At 53.3% G+C, this 14,935-nt stretch carries 15 protein-coding genes, 1 tRNA gene and 1 pseudogene; 6 read left to right on the top strand and 11 right to left on the bottom strand.

The window, feature by feature from the left end; genetic code table 11:
• Positions 1-10: 10 nt before the first annotated feature.
• Entirely contained in the window at positions 11-2,095 is a 2,085-nt protein-coding gene (locus V8L73_RS17055; protein WP_347253547.1) for an ATP-binding cassette domain-containing protein, read from the top strand.
• 800 nt (positions 2,096-2,895) lie between these two features.
• Positions 2,896-3,702 carry a transcriptional regulator gene (locus tag V8L73_RS17050; RefSeq protein WP_347253546.1) on the top strand — a complete coding sequence of 269 codons (807 nt, stop codon included), beginning with the start codon at positions 2,896-2,898 and terminating at the stop codon, positions 3,700-3,702.
• 91 nt (positions 3,703-3,793) lie between these two features.
• Here the strand turns inward: V8L73_RS17050 and V8L73_RS17045 are convergent, their stop codons facing one another.
• The 3 genes from V8L73_RS17045 to V8L73_RS17035 all read right to left on the bottom strand — a co-directional run bounded on the left by V8L73_RS17045 (position 3,794) and on the right by V8L73_RS17035 (position 5,978).
• Positions 3,794-4,402, bottom strand: coding sequence for a hypothetical protein (locus tag V8L73_RS17045; RefSeq protein ID WP_347253545.1), 609 nt, complete (start codon positions 4,400-4,402; stop codon positions 3,794-3,796).
• Positions 4,403-4,495: 93 nt separating this feature from the next.
• Entirely contained in the window at positions 4,496-5,104 is a 609-nt protein-coding gene (locus V8L73_RS17040) for a helix-turn-helix domain-containing protein (protein ID WP_347253544.1), read from the bottom strand.
• 277 nt (positions 5,105-5,381) lie between these two features.
• A complete protein-coding gene (locus V8L73_RS17035; RefSeq protein WP_347253543.1) occupies positions 5,382-5,978 on the bottom strand; it encodes a TetR/AcrR family transcriptional regulator in 597 nt (198 codons plus the stop codon).
• A gap of 119 nt (positions 5,979-6,097) precedes the next feature.
• Here V8L73_RS17035 and V8L73_RS17030 point away from each other — a divergent pair, with 119 nt between their 5' ends.
• Positions 6,098-6,703: an NAD(P)H-dependent oxidoreductase gene (locus V8L73_RS17030; RefSeq protein ID WP_347253542.1), complete on the top strand. Its 606-nt coding sequence runs from the start codon at positions 6,098-6,100 to the stop codon at positions 6,701-6,703.
• Between the two features lie 14 nt (positions 6,704-6,717).
• Positions 6,718-6,807: pseudogene (locus tag V8L73_RS17025) on the top strand (hypothetical protein); the annotation flags it as partial.
• Positions 6,808-6,884: 77 nt separating this feature from the next.
• On the opposite strand, the gene V8L73_RS17020 reads toward V8L73_RS17025, so the two are convergent.
• The 3 genes from V8L73_RS17020 to V8L73_RS17010 all read right to left on the bottom strand — a co-directional run bounded on the left by V8L73_RS17020 (position 6,885) and on the right by V8L73_RS17010 (position 8,649).
• Positions 6,885-7,961 carry a DUF7716 domain-containing protein gene (locus V8L73_RS17020; protein ID WP_347253541.1) on the bottom strand — a complete coding sequence of 359 codons (1,077 nt, stop codon included), beginning with the start codon at positions 7,959-7,961 and terminating at the stop codon, positions 6,885-6,887.
• An 86-nt stretch (positions 7,962-8,047) separates the two neighbouring features.
• A complete protein-coding gene (locus tag V8L73_RS17015; RefSeq protein WP_261832809.1) occupies positions 8,048-8,404 on the bottom strand; it encodes a type II toxin-antitoxin system ChpB family toxin in 357 nt (118 codons plus the stop codon).
• Positions 8,398-8,649 (bottom strand): AbrB/MazE/SpoVT family DNA-binding domain-containing protein, encoded by a 252-nt coding sequence (locus V8L73_RS17010; protein WP_027275478.1) that lies wholly within the window; start codon positions 8,647-8,649, stop codon positions 8,398-8,400. Before V8L73_RS17010 ends, V8L73_RS17015 begins: the two co-directional genes overlap by 7 nt.
• Before the next feature lie 339 nt (positions 8,650-8,988).
• Here V8L73_RS17010 and V8L73_RS17005 point away from each other — a divergent pair, with 339 nt between their 5' ends.
• Positions 8,989-9,207: a helix-turn-helix transcriptional regulator gene (locus tag V8L73_RS17005; RefSeq protein ID WP_347253540.1), complete on the top strand. Its 219-nt coding sequence runs from the start codon at positions 8,989-8,991 to the stop codon at positions 9,205-9,207.
• Positions 9,208-9,465: 258 nt separating this feature from the next.
• On the opposite strand, the gene V8L73_RS17000 is transcribed toward V8L73_RS17005, so the two are convergent.
• Both V8L73_RS17000 and bla read right to left on the bottom strand, forming a co-directional pair.
• Positions 9,466-9,541: transfer RNA gene (locus V8L73_RS17000), tRNA-Phe, on the bottom strand.
• Between the two features lie 137 nt (positions 9,542-9,678).
• A complete protein-coding gene (bla, locus tag V8L73_RS16995) occupies positions 9,679-10,563 on the bottom strand; it encodes a class A beta-lactamase (RefSeq protein WP_373876186.1) in 885 nt (294 codons plus the stop codon).
• A gap of 272 nt (positions 10,564-10,835) precedes the next feature.
• Between bla and V8L73_RS16990 the strand changes: the two genes are divergently transcribed.
• Entirely contained in the window at positions 10,836-11,711 is an 876-nt protein-coding gene (locus tag V8L73_RS16990) for a LysR family transcriptional regulator (protein WP_261832806.1), read from the top strand.
• Between the two features lie 45 nt (positions 11,712-11,756).
• Here the strand turns inward: V8L73_RS16990 and V8L73_RS16985 are convergent, their stop codons facing one another.
• The 3 genes from V8L73_RS16985 to cutA are packed head-to-tail and all read right to left on the bottom strand — an operon-like array spanning position 11,757 to position 14,882.
• Complete coding sequence (locus V8L73_RS16985; RefSeq protein WP_347253539.1) at positions 11,757-12,788, bottom strand: DUF1176 domain-containing protein; 1,032 nt, start codon at positions 12,786-12,788, stop codon at positions 11,757-11,759.
• A 31-nt stretch (positions 12,789-12,819) separates the two neighbouring features.
• Positions 12,820-14,562 carry a protein-disulfide reductase DsbD gene (locus V8L73_RS16980; protein WP_347253538.1) on the bottom strand — a complete coding sequence of 581 codons (1,743 nt, stop codon included), beginning with the start codon at positions 14,560-14,562 and terminating at the stop codon, positions 12,820-12,822.
• Entirely contained in the window at positions 14,538-14,882 is a 345-nt protein-coding gene (cutA, locus tag V8L73_RS16975; RefSeq protein ID WP_036024293.1) for a divalent cation tolerance protein CutA, read from the bottom strand. The genes V8L73_RS16980 and cutA overlap by 25 nt, the downstream gene beginning before the upstream one ends.
• Positions 14,883-14,935: the final 53 nt, after the last annotated feature.

Raw genomic sequence — 14,935 nt, 5'->3', positions numbered from 1 at the left:
GGGGAGTGCCATGACGATACTGGAAATAGAAGCGTCGCCAGAAGAGCAGACGGCGCAGGACATAGAGATTAACGCTCTGGGAGCTGCAAAGGCGTATTTAACGTTAGGCGACGGCCTGGCGGCGGCGGCCGACGCGCTGTCCGTCCCCGTTGCCCGCTGGGAGTGGCAGTCGTTGGCGCAAACGCTGACGCCTGATGCTCCCGTCGACGCCTGGTTTGAGCTGGCCGCTAGAGCGCTCGGCGTGGAGGTATTGCCCTGCGAGCCGGAGCATCAGCCGGTAAAGGGCGGTGTATATCTGCTTCAGGCTCGGGACGGATGGGGCGTTTTAACCGCCGATCGTCACCTGTCTCCAGCGCCCTTTTCTGAACTGGCCCAGCGCCGCAAAGCCTGGCGAGTCGTTGTGCGCGACGGCGCGCAGCGGCTGAGCTGGCGTGCGCTGTTTCGCTTAGGCGAGCAGGAAGGAAAGACGGTCAGCCGCCTGCTGTGGTCGACCCTGATTATCAACCTGCTGGCGATAGTGATGCCGCTGTATCTGAACGCCGTTTACGACAGGATAATTCCCGGTCATGCAGATTCATCGCTGTGGACGCTGTCCGCCGCGGTGGTGCTGGCGCTGCTGGTAGAGTACGTTTTTCGCGTCGAGCGCGTTAAAACCGGCGGGCGATTTTTATCGTCGATGCAGCAACGCCTTGAACCCGCCTTGATAAAGGACCTGATTCATACCGTACCGTCGCAGGATAACAAATGGGGGCGCGGCGTTCTGGAGGCGATGAATAACTGGAACCGCTTCAGGATGCAGTGCCTGGGGCTGTTTTCCAGCTCGGCATTGGATTTGGCGTTCAGCGTGCTCTACTTTGTGGTGATTGCCGCTATCGCCGGTTGGCTGGTGCTGGTGCCTCTATTTATCTTTATTTGCGCCATCGTGCGGGTCGTGCTTTTTTATCTGGAAACCGAAAGGCTGCCCAGCTACAGCGCGCAGGTGCCGTTTTCCACCGGAACGCTTGATAACTACCGGGCGACCGTGGCCTATAAGGCCGCGACGCTGCAGTTTTTGCGCGCCAACGAGAAGGCGCAGCAGGCGGAACAAAACCGCTTTATTCTTCAGAACCGGTGCAGCGCCTCGCTGATGGCGCTGATGAACTTCCAGACCGTATTGGCGGTTATCTGCGCGTTTTATCTGGTGCAGAGCGGCGGCATGTCACCGGCCGGGCTGTTTGTTACCGTGGTTATCGCCGGGCGGCTGGGGCAGCCAATTTTCTCCTTAATGCAACTGCTTCCCAGCCTGCAAAAAATGCGTCGTTCGATGGCTGAAATCAATCAGCTGGTTGAGGAACAGCACAAGCAGGACAGCGAAGAACCGGTGGGGTACCACGGCCCTAACGGCGGATGGAGCGCGTCGCAGCTGGACTTTAACTACCATCCTTCCCTGCCCTGCATTAACCGAATAAACCTGCACATATCACCGAAAGAGCGCGTGGCGATCGTCGGCGGCGCCGGAGCGGGGAAAAGCACGCTGCTTAAGCTTATGTTGGGGATCCTGATGCCCAACGGCGGGCACGTTACCTGGGACGGCATGCTGCTTTCCGCCCGCAGCGCGGACGCCGTTCGCCGCGGCGTTCACTACGCCTGGCAGGACGGTGACGTGATTGGTGAGACGGTGTTTGACTACCTTTCTCTTGATAACCCGCTGCCCGAGAGTGCGGAAGAGATTCTGTCCGTGCTGAAGAAAGCCAACTTAACCGGATTAATGCCTTTTTTAAACCAGGGGCTAAACAGCCGGTGGCAGAGTCTGGCCGTTCCTCTGACCTCACTGCAAAAGCAGCAGCTGGCGTTGGCGCGTCTGCTGCTATCCAAGCGTTCCTGCTGTATTTTGGATAACCCGTCCGCCCATCTCGATCCTGCGTCGGAGTCCGTGCTGATTGAGCACCTAAAGCAGCGGGCCGATGCCGGAGAGGGGATGATTATCGCGACCGACAGGGCAAACCTGGTGGCGCTGGTGGATAGGATTGTGATGCTCAGCGGCGGCAGCGTGGTTTTTGACGGCAATAAAGAGGATTTCAGCCGCTTCCTGACGTCGCGTAGAGAAGGTGAATAAAGACGGTTCTATCGTTTTGCTTGGATTTTAACACCACCCTTTAGCCGCTTTCATCAAGCGGCTTTTTTATTCCTCCTTCATTCCCTGATGGTTTGATTTATAGGCATTCTGGTGGCGCCGTAGCGCTATTATTGAGGTAAGAGGAAAGCCGCTTTCCTTCTTCCGCTACGGAGTCTCTATGCGCCGTTGGAAGAGATGCTTCGCCTGAATATAATAGTAAAATACAATAATTAACGCTGCATTATTATGGATATAGCAGTGTTTTAAATCTATTTGAATTTTATTCCCTATAGGAAATGGATTTTCCTATAGGGAAACTGAAGTTTTTATATTTGGTTTGATTTCTTTTTGTGTCAATTTTTAAACGCCTCTATGAGTCTATAGATATTATTTGAAAGGAGATTAGGCGGTCATCTTGTATTTTGCTGATAGATAATGTTTTTTATGACAGTCACTTTCTTAGGTTGAAAACATAATTTATAGTAAATTGCAGGTCTAATAACCTGTAAAATTGAATAAAATTAGTTAAATATACTTTACCTATGATTTTTGTCTATTAAGGTTTATTATTTGTTTTTTATTAATATAATCGCGGCTTCCCTGTTGGTTATTAAAGATAACCGGTTTGTTATTCAGCGTTAAAAGAATGTCGTTCATAGTGTGAATTGATCGTCACGCCTTAGGTTCTGGTAGTATCGTTATTTCCTGATGTGTATTCAATTCATGAGGCTATAGGGTTTTATATGCTTTATCTAATAAATAAAAATATTGTCTTCAATACGGAAGATAGAACTCTGGCAATGCTGCAGGATGAAATGTCTGTGGTTGTCTTATCCAATTCGTCTAATCGTTTATTGTACGAACTTTTATATGACTATGGGCAGACGGTTTCCAGAGATACACTTTTTCAAAACGTTTGGGATAAGCACGGGCTGGTTTCTTCAAATAGTAACTTAAACCACTATATTAGCCAGTTAAGAAAAAGCCTCACTTCTTTTGGCTTAAACGACAAGGTTATCATTACCGTTCCGAAGGTCGGCTTTCGGTTTAGCGATACGATACCGGTCGTTCTCATCAGCGAAGAGGGCGACTCGCCCAGAGCCAAGGAGGATGAGCCGTCAACGTATTCCGTAGATAGGGAAATCGATAAGCTGGCATCCGAAATACTGACCAAAACGGCCGGCAGGGCTTCATCTGAAGATGAAGAGTCCGAACAGCCGACGATATCGACCCCAGCGCCAGCGGTTATAAAGGTGGATAATGGTCGTCCACAACGGCTGCCTGGCGGCTCTAAGCGCTTTAGTTTTTTACTGCTTGCTTCGCTGATTTTTGCGCTGGCGCTGGGCGCTTACTACGTATGGAAGGGAGAAGTAAAAAGTAAAGATGCGATACTCTCATTTAAGCATGAGTGCCATGTTTATACTTTCTCTCAGCGGCAGGCGAGCCCCGGTAGCTTAAGGAAAGAGATTGAGCTGTTGATGAAAAACAGGGACATTCTCTGTGCCGATGGGCAGTTTATTATGATGAACGTCAACGCCGAATCCTCTGCGTCGCTGTGTTCGATAATGGACGATCGGATGTTTTACTGTGAGAAGATCAGATCGTAGGCCGTTCGAACCGTAGGCCCTTCGGTGGGCATAAAATAGGGTAAGCCGTCCACCGAAGGTGATAGCGCCTTTGAGCCAAGGGGCGTTCCGATTAACGGTTGGCCTCAAATTCCGCTCGATTCCATAGGCCAAAGTAGAGGATCTCGCTCCATTCTGAAACGCCTATCGGATAGTCGAAACGGGAGTGATCGTAGCTTTCGTTAAGCTGTAACCCAAAGAATGCGTCCAGCGCAGAGCCATTTGGCCGCCGGGCCGCCTGTTTTAACAGCTCTGCTGCCTCTTCTACGTTTTCCGGTAGGGCATCTACGGCAGCGCCGGCATGGCGACATTGTTCAATTTCAGCTTCAACGCAGGCACGAAGCTTGCTCTCTTCACTTTCAGTCATGACGTCCAGCTCGATGGTTTCCAGAAGAAGGTAGCCGTCGCGATGCGCTTCAAGAAACGCGAGCCCATCTTTTATCTCTTCAGTCAGATAGGGGGCATCGATAACTGCCGCGTTCAGAACGGTAAAAAATTTCTTTAGCCGCGCAAAGCCGTCGGATATCAGAGACGCGCACATCGTTGGATTGCCTGACATCAGCACGCGGTAGGAAAAGGGAACGCAGTATGCCCATTCGGAAAGCCCTGAGATGGTTTCCGGACGGTCGGCATAGGCGGTGGGCCGATTGCTGAGGCTGTAGAGGTAGGAACGGTTTGCCATCGCTGACTCCTTTGCGCTGGCTTCCCCGAGGCCGACTGCGGCGACGGGGCTGTTTCAATAAGCGACAAGGCTGATTCTGGCAATATGAACGTATTAGTATTTTTCAGGCAAATGATCGATCTTCATAAGTACGCCCCGCTTTATCTCTATATGTCCTCCCTTTTTCAGATCGCCCAGTATTTTCATTATTCCGCTTCGTGAAAGCAGCGTTCTTTCCTGAACGTAGTCACAGGCATTGGTGGACAGGCGAATGTCATCATTCTCCTTCATCAGCTCTATGAGGTTGTTACGTATAAGGCTATAGGTAGGAACGCCGACAGAGACAAAATGATATTCGAGGAATCTGTGTGCAACGTGCATATAGGCGTAGCTTATGCTTTCCCACATGTTGTTTTTTATCACTTTTTCTTTTAAAAGCGTGCGCGGCACTATCTCATATCGGATGGCCTGACGGGCCTGCAGGTAGAAATCGTTATTCTCTTTCTCCAGGAAGTTTAAGCCTACGATGACCGGAGCCTTTATATTTAAAATAAGCAGGTTATCGCTGGTGCGATAAACGCCGGCGGACCCCTCATGAAGAATAAAGCTCATTGGCTCAACGTATTGCTGCAGGGAGACTATCTGGCGCTCCCTGCCGTGTTGAATACGATCGCTATCTGAAACGGCGTCTATGAGTTTAACGAGATGTTCTGTAGGTTTCATTGGTTCGTTGCCAGAGTGAGTTTTTTTAAGTTTACCAAAGTCTATTAGAAGGCGTTAATTTGTGGTTATTGTAAAATGTTGTCTTTATCCTTTTAACTTCAACCAGATGAGTTGCTGCTTATAAATGAATTAGTCTTTTTTGAGGATGTGGGGTGAGGATAGGGAAAAGCCTTGGGATATTTTTAGGGGGAAGGAGGTCATGGCCGGGCGACCTGAACATTTCCATTTAAGCCGCCGGGCGCTCCCCACTATGCCTTTGTAAGTTACGATAGCTGCTCTAATGAGCTTCGCAGCACCTCTGCACCATAGCGATAATGACCTGAAACAGCTCGTCTTTTGCCTGCTGCTCCGTAATAACGCCGTTCACCACGGCCCAGGAGAGCCCTTCGGCGGAGCCTATCATGGCGCGGATCGCTGCGTCGCTGAGGGGTCGATCGCAGAATGGCGCAAACAGACTGCGGCATTTTTCGGTAAAAGCGGCGGCATAATCCCGCCTGATTTGTTCAAGCTCGGGAGTTCCGGCAAGCGCCGCCATCACGCTGGGCATTTCGCGCCCCTGAAGCAGCACGCACTCGATGTATGCGTCGGCAATAACCGAGGCCAGCTTATCAAGCACCGGCTCCGTTTTACGGATAAGGTCGTCCATCAGCCTCGTTTGGCGACGATCAAATTCTTTATATAGCGTGGCAAAAAGCCCGGAACGGCTAATGAAATGGTCGTAAACCACGGGCTTGGTGACGCCCGCCCACTTTGCCAGATGCCCTAGGGTCAGGGCCTCGGTTCCTTCTTCGCGGATAATTTGCCATGCGGTTTCCACCAGCTGTATGTGGCGCTCTTCTCTTGATAAACGTTGCCGCGTGAGTGAGTTAGGCATCGCAAGCATTCTCCTGTTGACATGGCTATGTACCAAAGGTAACTTACTAATGGTAAGTTACCTTTGGTACATATTAGACTAAGTATGATACCGTTTTATAGCAACAGGGAGTATCTGAAATGCATGCGCTGATCGTTGTTTCTCACCCTATTAATACCTCACTTACCCACGGCTCCGCCGACGCCATTGCGCGCGGGATTGCTGAAGTAAACCCGGATAATACGTCTGAGATAGTGGACCTCACGCAGGAAGGCTTTAATCCGGTTTTTTCTGCAGCAGACATGGCGGCTTTTCAGCTGACGGGGGCAAGACCGCCCGACGTCGCGGCGGAACAGGCCCGCATTGACAGTGCGGATGCGCTGGTGCTGGTGTTTCCGGTTTACTGGTGGTCAATGCCGGGAATAATGAAAGGCTGGATCGATCGCGTATTTTCAAACGGCTGGGCTTATGAAGAAACCGCTGACGGCAACGTTGTGAAGAAACTGGGGCGCCTGCCGGTACACCTTGTTGCGCTGGGCGCCGCCGGGCAAAGAACGTACGAGAAGCACGGATTCTCCGACGCCTTTAACGCGCAAATCGCCCATGGGATTTTTGATTACTGCGGCGCACGGGTGGTGACCTCCGAGATGCTGCTGATGCCGGAGCTGGGGACGCCGGAGGCCTGCCTTGAGGCGGCGTTTGAGATTGGGCGGGGTGTTTTTACGAGTGAAAATGGGGGGAACTGAAAGCCTGTAGGGCGTTTCACAACCGCTTGGACGAACCGCCTGCGCCAAACGCTGAGTTACGGAAAACGATGCAGGCTTTAGCTCCGTGGGAGCGGGAGAAGTGATTTCTGCTTTTTAATTTATTTGCGTCCCGCTCTGTTAGAGCGGGGGTGTTGGGGTATGAAGAAGTTTCTTTGATTCGCTATTTCAACTCTAAGAAGTTGTCATATTTACTGTAATGATTAAGCGCCTGAATGATTTCTTCATGGCTAGCGTCGGTTTTTTGTTTAATTGCTACGCTCACTACGTCCTGAATTAGCCCGCAGGAACACATATATTGCAGACCGCGCTGACGGACGGATTTGGGGTAGATTTCGTTGTCATGGTCATCAATTTCAACGCCTGCGGCAATAAAGAAGCTGGCGTTGGAACAAAAGTCATCATCGTTTGCTGAATACACCGCATAATCTGTATTGCTTTCTACCTCTGCCTTAACGCAGTCAATCAGATCTTCTATGGCATAAAATGTATCTAGTCTAAAGATCTTCAGACTCGGTTGGCCGTCATGCTGAAATTCCACCGTCGCTCCCAGCGCCTGTAACTCTTCCTCCGTGTCGCGCAGCTGGATGCGATAGCCTTCCGCCACGGTAATCTTTGGTTGAGCGGCTAAAGCCAGCGCCTGCGGCAGTGGGAGATTCAGCATCTTTCTTAGAAACTGAATAACCTTGAGCTTCTGTTCTCCAATCGCCGTAATGACGAGGCTGCCGCGCTGCCAATCCAGCGGGTTAAGCGGTTTGGATGCAGTATCCTCGGCAGGTTCACGAGCCAGCCAGTTTTCACATACTTCGTTCCAGAATTTTGTTTGTAGATAGGGCTGCGAGCGGATATGGCTCAGGGCGGCTTCGTCATCCTCACTGCAGTCTCGCAGAGCGGCCAACAGGTTGGAAAATTCTTGCAGGCTGGAGGCGATATGTTCGGCGTCCCAGCGGCCTGCGCCGTGTGGTGCATAATAAACCGGGTAGCCCTGTGTGACCTCGTTCAGATCGATGAAAAAGGGATCGTCGAAATAGTTAAGCGCTACGACGTACCAGCCAGGTTGCCACTCGCCGGGCGTACTGGCGACCAGACTCGCCCCGGATACGCCCTCGTAACGAAAACCGCTTTGCCACTCTTCCCACTGCTCGGGCCGTGGATACTTGAAAGGCAGAACCATATCACCGGGAACGATGGCGGCTTCGAGGAATGAACGTATGGCGTTATCGGGGGATATGTTGTTCATGGCTGTTATTCTGGGTGCTCTTAATTAAGATATCTAAAGCTTGTCCGACCATTCGTTATACGTTTTTAAAATGACTTCTGCAGGCATTAATTGACATCTACCAGTACGGAAAACTTCAATAACGCATCGTTAACGATCGTTTCATCCAACGTCTCAACAAACCGAGCATTACGGGCATTAAGATCGATCATGCGGGCCTGATTCAGCAGCGCTACGCCCTGTGTTTTACTGCCGGAGCCGGAAAGCGAAACGGTAAACCCGGCGTTGCGGGCAAAGTTGCCTCCTTGGGTGATAGGCGCAACAAACGTCATGCCCAGATCGTTAAACAACTTTTTAGTCAGTATCAACGCCGGACGCGCATCCCGCTGCTCACTGCCGATTGACGGGGTAAAGTCGACCATCACGATATCACCGCGCTGCCATCCCTGCTTGCGCTTTACCATATTTCATTCCCCACCGGTGCATCCTTACCCCATACTTCCTCTTCACTGATGGCGGGAGCGTTGGGGTCACACTGTGCAACCAGCTCTTCCAGCGTATAGCGTGGACGTACCGGTGTCAGGATCAACGTGCCGTCTCGAATTTCTGCGTCCAACGATTGACCGACAGTCACGCCTAGCTGTTTTAGAAGCAGGGCTGGCAGTATAACGCCATTGCTGTTGCCCCACCGTTTGATCGTTATACTCATAGATGCTCCTACGTTGTTTATACAAAGTATAACTTTGGGCGGTTTTTTTCAATGGCGAGGAATGGCATCAATCTGTAATTCTCCATGTTTGATTTTTTCTGACTTGGGCGTGATATGTTCGGCTGATGGTAATGCTAAGTGATTTTATGGAGGAGTATTTAAGTTGCTCTTTTTTCTTTTCTGCGAGTTGCCTTCAGGAAAATCCTTCCGGCAGCGGCAGAAGAGGGGCTTATCGAGGTGTGCATCATGCGGCTTGTTCAGGATGTCTAAGCAACCAGAATTCTTAGTAGTGTTAATGTTGGCGTTTATTTGAAACTCTACAAACTAAGGATAATGGAAATGACGGATAAGGACTGGCACCCGGCGGATATAGTCGCCGGGCTAAAGAAGAGAGGAACAACGCTCGCCGCCGTTTCACGTGAGGCCGGACTGGCGTCCTCCACGCTGGCAAATACCCTTAACCGCCATTGGCCCAAAGGCGAAAGATTGATTGCCGAAGCGCTGGGCGTTGCGCCTGAACAGATTTGGCCTTCTCGTTATCGAAAGCCGGAATATTGATAGGGGTAGGGAAGCGCGTGTCAAATGCTGGGAATGCTTATAGTGGCTTCTTCAAAAAGCAAAAACCCGCCTTTTGGGCGGGTTCTCTAAATAAGTGGTGCCCGGACTCGGACTAACGCCGCAGGCGTTGAACAGCGCGCTTGCCGCGCTGGCCCCGAAGGGGTGAGCCGCCGTGCGGCGAATAATCGAACGTAGTTTGATGAAGAGTCCAGTCGCAGAAAAGCAAAAACCCGCCTTTCGGCGGGTTCTCTAAATAAGTGGTGCCCGGACTCGGAATCGAACCAAGGACACGGGGATTTTCAATCCCCTGCTCTACCGACTGAGCTATCCGGGCAACGGCGGGCATTAAACCCGATTCAGTTCGCTTCGTCAATGGCAAATCGTCAAAAGCGCGCTCGACTGCTTAACATTGCGGCGTTTTGCCGTTTAGTGCAGGAAACCGCCCGCATCGCAGGCGGTCTTTGCCAAATCCTAAAGCCCTTCGGCCACGATTTTCGCCGCTGCGGCCAAAACGTCCCTGCGGCTTTTGGCGTCCTGCTTTGGCTGGGTGAAGTAGGTCACCAGAATCAGCGGAGCGCGGTTCTCCGGCCAGATAACGGCGATGTCGTTAGTGGTGCCGTAGTCGCCGCTGCCGGTTTTATCGCCCACGATCCACGCCTTCGGCAGGCCAGCGCGGATGCTTTCTCCGCCGGTAGTGTTGCCCTTCAGCCATTCGACAAGCTGGGCGCGCTGCGTTTCGCCAAGGGCATTACCTAGCGTCAGGTTACGCAGGCTTTCGGCCATCGCCAGCGGCGTGGTGGTGTCGCGCTCGTCGCCGGGAATGGCGGTATTGAGCGACGGTTCGGTACGGTCCAGACGGAAGGTTGTATCGTCGATAGAACGGGCGAAGGCGGTCACTTTATTCGGCCCGCCGAGGTGGGCGATAATTTTGTTCATCGCGACGTTATCGCTGTATTGAAGGGTTGCGGCACTAAGCTCCTCTAGCGTCATGCTCGAATTCACATGCTTTTCTGTGATGGGGTTCCAGTTAACCAGGTCCGCCTTTTTGATTTTTATCTTCTTGCTCAGTACGCCTTTATCCGTTTCGCTCTGCTTTAAAACGGCGGCAACTGCCATAACCTTGCTGGTGCTGCACATGGCGAAGCGTTCGTCTCCTCGATAAAGGACCCGCGAGTTATCCTCCGTATCGATAAGGGCGACGCCCAGTCGCCCGCCGGCGCTTTTTTCCAAATTGGCCAGCTTTTGCTGGATGCCGGCTGCGTCCGATGCTGCGCTTGCCCACAGGGGGGCGCTGCCCAAAAGTAGTGGTACCACGGCGGCGGCCATCAGCGCCGTGCGGCGAAACGTATTTTTCATCACGTATAACTCCTTGAATGATTAATGTGTTGTAAAACGGTGGGACGCAAAAGAATATGTATTGCCAGAGGCGTTGCGGGCATCATTCCTTATTCTTACTCGGCCATAACTAAAAATAGAAAACAGGTATTCATTGTTATGAAAAATAAGGAAATTAAATAACGGATACGCACTGCTTCTTTTCATATTGCAGAACTATCCGCTTCTGTGCCTTAATTAACAAGCGAGAAGAATTTCCCCTAGCCTAAAGAAAATCTAATGGGTAATACGTTATGCGCTCTAATCTTCCTCTTAATGCGCTGCGCGCCTTTGAGGCGTCCGCCCGGCATTTGAGCTTTACGCGGGCCGCGCTGGAGCTTTACGTCACGCAGGCAGCCGTCAGCCAGCAGGTGCGAATGCTGGAAGACCGCCTCGGTATGACGCTCTTCAAGCGGCTGCCGAGAGGCCTGGAAATGACCGACGAGGCGCAGGCGCTGTTCGCCGTGCTGACTGACGTCTTCGGCCAGATTGACGCCGTCTTCAGGAAGTTTGAGGGCGGAGGGTATCGTGAAGTGCTCTCCGTGGCAGCGGTAGGCACCTTCGCCGTTGGCTGGCTTTTTCCCCGTATCGAAAAATTCAGGCAGGAGCACCCGTTTGTTGAGCTTAGGCTGCGCACCAACAATAACGTCGTCAATCTCGCTGCGGAAGGGCTAGACTTCGCCATCCGCTTTGGCGCCGGGACGTGGCCGTCAACCCATAACCAAATGCTGTTGAATGCGCCGCTGAGCGCGCTCTGTACGCCGGAAACGGCAGAGCGGCTCAGCTGCCCCGCCGATCTCCTTAAGGAGAATTTACTGCGATCCTATCGCGTTGAGGAGTGGGACAGCTGGTTTGCCGCCGCGGGCGTGGTAGCAGAAAGGGTTAACGGCCTGGTCTTTGACTCATCGCGCCTGATGGTTGAAACCGCCATTCATACTGGCGGTGTGGCGCTGGCGCCGCCCAGGATGTTTGCCCGCGAGCTGGAAACGGCGCAGCTCGTTCGCCCGTTTGACGTAGAGATAGACGTGGGGAGCTACTGGTTAACGCACCTGAAATCGAAGCCGATGACGCCCGCCATGGAGATATTTCGCGACTGGATAAAGAAGGAAGTTGCTGCGTCGCATCAGTAAAAAGCGCCCGCGTCGCGGGCGCTGTCATCGATGGCGAAAAACTCGTTAGGGCTTCACCACGTCAGTCACCCAGCTGTACAGCTGCCAGGTGCCGCCGGCGCTGATGGCTCTGCATGCGCCGGTGTCGTAAGACTGGCTTTTCTGGAATTTCTCGCCGTCCCATACCCATTCATCGTGCGACCAGCAGTCGCCAACGCCGCGTCCCTTCTGGCTAGACATCAGCACGCCGTTTCCATAGAACGTGATGTCGGTATTAATCAGCGTTGGCGTCGTTTTCAGCTCGCTGTCGACAAGCCAGTAGGCGTTGCCGTAGTTATAGGCCGCCATCCAGCACGCGCCTTTGATAAGCGAGTGCTCCTTATCTAACACAATGATTCGCAGGTTTTCTTTGCTGGAAGCTTCGTCTTTGTTCGATGAGAAGCAGGAGTCTTCGTCGAGCAGGGTCTTGCTCAGCGTGGGCCACAGAGCTGCCAGCCTGTCCTGCGGGAACGGCTTTTCTTCGCTTTCGATGTAAACAGGCGCCGCAACGATTTTGGGCGGCGTAACGGCGGACAGAACGCCGCTTTCGTCCTTATTGCCTTTTTTGATGAGCGCGCCAACGGTGCCCAGCCGCCCCTGATATTCGTCCATCTTCAATAACACGGCGTTAACGCCGCTGCTGGAAAGTTCTCGCGCCTTTGAGCCTTGATAAAACACGATGCGATAAGACTGGATCAACGCCTCAATGAGCTCAGGGACCTGTTTGGGCGTCAGAAGCCACTCGCCTTCTTTCCCTGGCGTAAGCGTAAATTTGGGCTTGTTGTAGATAACCATCGTGACGCTTTCGGCGCTCACCGGTTGTTCGTCAAAGGTGCCGAAGGTGACGACGGCGCTCACCTCTTTTCCAGCGCCCGCTTCGCGCGTCAGCAGAACGGACACTTCGCCTTCTTCAACACCGTACCCTGCCGCGCGGCAGGTGCGGGTATTGTCACAGGTCATTTCCCAGTCTTTATGGCTAAACGACATCCCTTCGGGTTGAGCTGCGAAGAGAAAGGGGGTGAAAAGCAAAGTCAGCGTCAGTGCCAATAGGGTACGCATGATTATCTCCATATATAAGCGTTTATCGCCCCTAAGGGGTGATGCCGTAGTGTTTCAGATGTTCCTTGAATTCCTGCGCGTCCATAAAGCCGGTAACGCGCGCATCGACGATCTCTTTACCCTGCGCGTCGAAAAACAGAATACTGGGCAGCCCGAGCACGTTAAGCTGCTTTAACAGCTGCGCGTGGCGGTCTTCATTGGCGGTGACGTCCGCCTTAAGCAGCATCGCGCGAGAAAGCGCTTGAACCACGTCGGGGTGGCTAAGGGTCTTTTTGTCCAGCTCTTTGCAGGTTACGCACCAGTCGGCATAAAGGTCGAGCATGACCGGCCTGCCGTTGGCCTGCACAAGCGCCTGCTGTAGCTCGTCAACGTCGGAAACGTAGGCATAGCCGCTTTGTGAAGGAGCCACTGAAGCCGTCGGCGCGCCGAAGGCCCAGTCTTGCAGGGGGCGGGCGCAAATAAACGCCGCCGCCAGCAGGATAATCTGTAAGACCCGCGCCCAGGCGGCATTAGCTTTAAGGCTTGTGATAAACGCCCAGGCGAAGAAGGCGACGCCGAGCGCGCTCCACATGCGAAGCCCCCAAACGTCGCCGACGACGCGCTCGAGCAGGAACACCGGCAGGGCTAGGATAACAAAGCCAAAGGCGACCTTAACGCTCTCCATCCACGGCCCGCTCTTGGGCAACAGCTGGTTGCCGAAGGTAGCGACCAGAATAAGGGGCAGGCCCATCCCCAAGGCATACAGGTACAGCGTACCGCCGCCGACCAGCAGGTCGCCGCTTTGGGCGATGTACAGCAGAATGGCCGTCAGCGGCGCGGTAGTGCAGGGCGAGCTGATAAGGCCCGCCAGCGCGCCCATCACGAAGACGCCGAAGGTTGAGCCTGACTTCTGGCCGTTGCTCCACTCGGTAAGCCGGGTTTGAACGGAGGAGGGCATCTGTAGCGTAAAGACGCCGAACATCGACAGCGCCAGTAAAATAAACAGCGCGGAAAGGCCAATTAGCACCGCCGGGTGCTGGAAGTAGGCCTGAAACTGCATGCCGGCGGCGGCAACCACGATGCCGAGCGCGGTATAGGTGACCGCCATGCCCTGAACGTAAACGAAGGCCAGAAAGAACGCGCGCTTAAGGCTCATGCGCTGCTTGCCGCCGAGGATCAGGCTGGAAATCAGCGGATACATGGGCAACACGCAGGGCGTCGCTGCGGCGACGATGCCGATAAGCAGCGCCCACAGCGGGGAGAACGGCAGTTCCTGCGTCTTGCTTTGCGGCGCACCGGTCGGCAGGTTAGCCTGAGCGGCGCTTGGCGCGGCCCGTTGCCCGCCTTCGGTCAGCGCGCTGAGCGGCACTTTACGGGTTTCCGGCGGATAGCAGAACCCCGCTTCGGCGCAGCCCTGATAGGTGACGGTAACGATGGCGTCGTTGCTGGACTGCGTCAGCGTCAGAGGGACTTCCAGCGCTTTGGTGTACACCAGCGTGTCGCCGTAAAAGTTATCGTGATGGGTTTGCGCCTGCGGCAGGGTGAACGGCGCCAGTTCGGCGCCCGTGGGCTCAATCTTTATCTGATGCTGGTAAAGGTAGTAGCCGGGAGCGATGTCCCACTTGAGCGTTAATTTCTGGCCGCTTTGCTGGAAATCAAAGGCGAACGCGCTGTCGACGCTGAGAAACTTGTTCTTACCGGACAGGCCGTCAAACGGAGAGGCCTGTACGCTAAAAGTGCTGAAAACAAACGCGAGCCAGAAGAGTGCAATCAGTTTAGAGAGCCGTTTAGCCATGATAAATAGTCTTTATTGCCGCCGCTGACGTCGATAGCCAGCAGCTCCGGTGTTTCGTAAGAGTGATTCTGTTTCAGCATGTCCATCAGAGCCTCCTGATGCTGCCGGTTGGTTTTTAGCAGCATCTGCACTTCGTATTCCTGCGCAAGCTTTCCCTGCCAGTGGTAGAGGGAGGTTGCGCCGGGCAGCAGCGTGACGCAGGCGGCGAGCTTTGCGTTCAGCGCTTTAGCCGCCAGCTCTTGCGCGCTGGCCTCATCGGGCGCGGTACAGAGGACGAGAACCGCACGGGCGGAAGGTGCTTCAGAACCATCTGATTTCATTATGTTTGCCTCGAGAGTGGGGGGAAACACATGACGCATGCGAAACACTATAC

It is taken from the genome of Leminorella grimontii, from assembly GCF_039789245.1.
Taxonomy (GTDB): domain Bacteria; phylum Pseudomonadota; class Gammaproteobacteria; order Enterobacterales; family Enterobacteriaceae; genus Leminorella; species Leminorella grimontii.
This window is presented reverse-complemented; position numbering and strand designations above follow the sequence as displayed.